Raw genomic sequence first — 2479 nt, 5'->3', positions numbered from 1 at the left:
GCTCTCCGCCGGCGCCGGCGCGGCCACGCCCGCGTACGCGGCGGGGGACAGCGGCCGCGGCAAGGGCAGGAGCAAGGGCTTCCTGTGGCTGGCGGGCGACCACCACATCCACACCCAGTACAGCAGCGACGGCAAGTACCGCGTCACCGACCAGGTCCGCCAGGGCGCCCGGCACGGCATGGACTGGCTGGTCATCACCGACCACGGCGGCAGCACCCACGCCAGGATCGGCGTGGACAAGGTCAACCCGGACATCCTCGAGGCCCGCGACGCGTACGAGGACACCCTCGTCTTCCAGGGCCTGGAGTGGAACATCCCGGCCGCCGAGCACGGCACCGTCTTCGTCCACCCGGGCCCGGGCGAGGTCTCCGTCCTCAAGCAGTTCGAGACCGACTACGACGGCAGCGTCAAGGGCGCCTCCTCCTCCACCCCGGCCAACGAGGCGCTCGCCATCGCCGGGCTGAACTTCCTCGCCGAGCAGGTCAGACGGCGCAAGGTCAAGGACGCCCTGATGCTCGCCAACCACCCCGCGCGCAAGGGCATCGACTCCCCGCACGAGATCCGCGCCTGGCGCGACGCGACCGGCACCGGTGACCGGCAGATCGCCGTCGGCTTCGAGGGCGCCCCCGGCCACCAGGCGGGCGGTCTGCCGGCGCCGCTCGGCCCGGGCGGGGCCCGCGGCATCTACGACGGCGGCCCGAGTGCCAACTCCTTCGCCGGTTACCCGCTGGAGAGCTACCGCACCTGGGGCGGCTTCGACTGGATGACCGCCACCGTCGGCGGCCTGTGGGACAGCCTCCTGGCCGAGGGCCGCCCCTGGTGGATCACCGCCAACTCCGACTCCCACCAGGTGTACGGCGACACCGGCGCCCGCGGCGGCGGCGACTTCAACGCCAACGGCCGCTACGACGACCCGGTCTACGCCGGACAGATCGACCTCACCGAGAACGACTACTGGCCCGGCCAGTACAGCCGCACCCACGTCGGCGCCGACGGCTTCTCCTACGCCGCCGTCATGGACGGCATCCGCGCCGGCCGTATCTGGGTCGACCACGGCCAGCTCATCAGCGGCCTCGACGTCCGCGTCTCCGGCGGCAGCCGCTGGGCCACCCTCGGCGGCGCCCTGCACGTGCGCAAGGGCACCAAGGTCACGCTGACCGCCGACATCGCCCTCGCCGGCGGCAACAACTGGGCCGGATTCACCCCCAGGCTCGCCCGCGTGGACGTCATCCAGGGCGATGTGACCGGCCCGGTCGCCGACAAGGACACCTTCACCGCGCCCACGGCGAAGGTCGCCCGGTCCTACGAGATCGGCAAGTCGGCCGGCACCGTCCGCGTCACCTTCGACCTCGGCCGCGTCGACCGCCCGGTGTACGTCCGGCTGCGCGGCACCGACGGCAACCGGTCCGCCGTCGGCGCCATGGGCGCCGAGGTCGACCCGGCGGGCCCCGCCCTCGACGTCGTCGGCGACGCCGACCCGTGGCGCGACCTGTGGTTCTACTCCAACCCGGTGTGGGTCCTGCCGTCGTGACGCCGTACGCCCTCACCGTGGACGCGGGCATCGAGGACCTGCTCGACGCCGACCGCCTGCTGCACCGGATGGCAGGCGAACTCGGCCTCCCCGAGGACACGTTCGGCTGCACCCACCTGGTGCGCGACGACCGCCCGCGCGTCACCGTGTCCCTGTCCCTGCCCTCGCGGCCGCTCCCGGACACCCTCCGGGAGCGGCTCGCGGGGTACGGCGCCGTCTCCCCGGGCCTGCCCGACGAGGTGGGGCGCGCGGTGCTCTACCCGGGTGTCTCCGCCCTCACCGGCACGATGACCGTCGCGGAGCTGCTCGCCGGCTCCGCGATCGCCCGCGTGACGGTCCTGGGCACGCCCGAGCCGCCCGGCCCGGGCACGCGCGTCGTGACCCGTGACCACGTGCGGCCGCAGTGGCAGCGGGACGAACTCGTCCTCGCCGCCACCCCGGCCCTGGGCGGCACCCTCGTGCCGTTCGAGGCCCCGGACCCCACCCCCTGCTGCGCGGACCACTGAGCCCCGTCAGTCGCGCGGCTCCGAGAAGACGAAGGAGAACTCCGCGGGTTCGGGCCACAGGTAGTACCGGGGGAGCGGGCCCGGACCGCAGGACTGCGAGCCGATGCCGTGCAGCCGGTGGTCCAGGTGGACCCAGACCGTGTCCCCGGGGACGAGGTCGGTGCGGTGCCGGGCGGCGTCCAGGTGCTCGGTGGTCCAGGGCCTGGCGGTGAACCAGAACTCCGGGTCGCCGTCGACCCGCAGACCGCCGATCTCCGCCCAGCGCACGTCGGCGCGGGCGCCGTTCTCCTGCGGGCGGACGTAGGGCGTCTGCAGTTCACCGACGCTCGCGTCCCACAGCAGGTCCTTCGACGCCGCCCGGGTGTCCGGGTACGACTCGTTCCCGCCGCCGAACCAGAAGACGGCGTCCCCGGGGGTGGCCCCGGGGAGGCCGAAGCGGATG

Annotated in this window: 2 protein-coding genes and 1 pseudogene; 2 read left to right on the top strand and 1 reads right to left on the bottom strand. The window is 74.0% G+C overall.

Features of this window, described 5'->3' with window-relative positions:
- Together B7767_RS38830 and B7767_RS38825 are read left to right on the top strand one after the other, a co-directional pair.
- Positions 1-1531, top strand: a 1531-nt coding sequence (locus tag B7767_RS38830) for a PHP domain-containing protein (protein ID WP_085576063.1), incomplete at its 5' end; no start/stop codon positions are given.
- On the top strand, positions 1528-2037 hold the full coding sequence (locus tag B7767_RS38825; RefSeq protein WP_085576062.1) for a hypothetical protein: 510 nt from the start codon (positions 1528-1530) through the stop codon (positions 2035-2037). The genes B7767_RS38830 and B7767_RS38825, both read left to right, overlap by 4 nt.
- 6 nt (positions 2038-2043) lie before the next feature.
- On the opposite strand, the pseudogene B7767_RS38820 reads toward B7767_RS38825, so the two are convergent.
- Positions 2044-2479 (bottom strand): annotated as a pseudogene (locus B7767_RS38820) (beta-galactosidase); the annotation flags it as partial.

The organism is Streptomyces sp. 13-12-16 (assembly GCF_002114215.1).
In the GTDB taxonomy this organism is placed as follows: domain Bacteria; phylum Actinomycetota; class Actinomycetes; order Streptomycetales; family Streptomycetaceae; genus Streptomyces.
The sequence above is the reverse complement of the archived record's forward strand: the minus strand, read 5'-3'. Positions and strand labels throughout refer to the sequence as shown.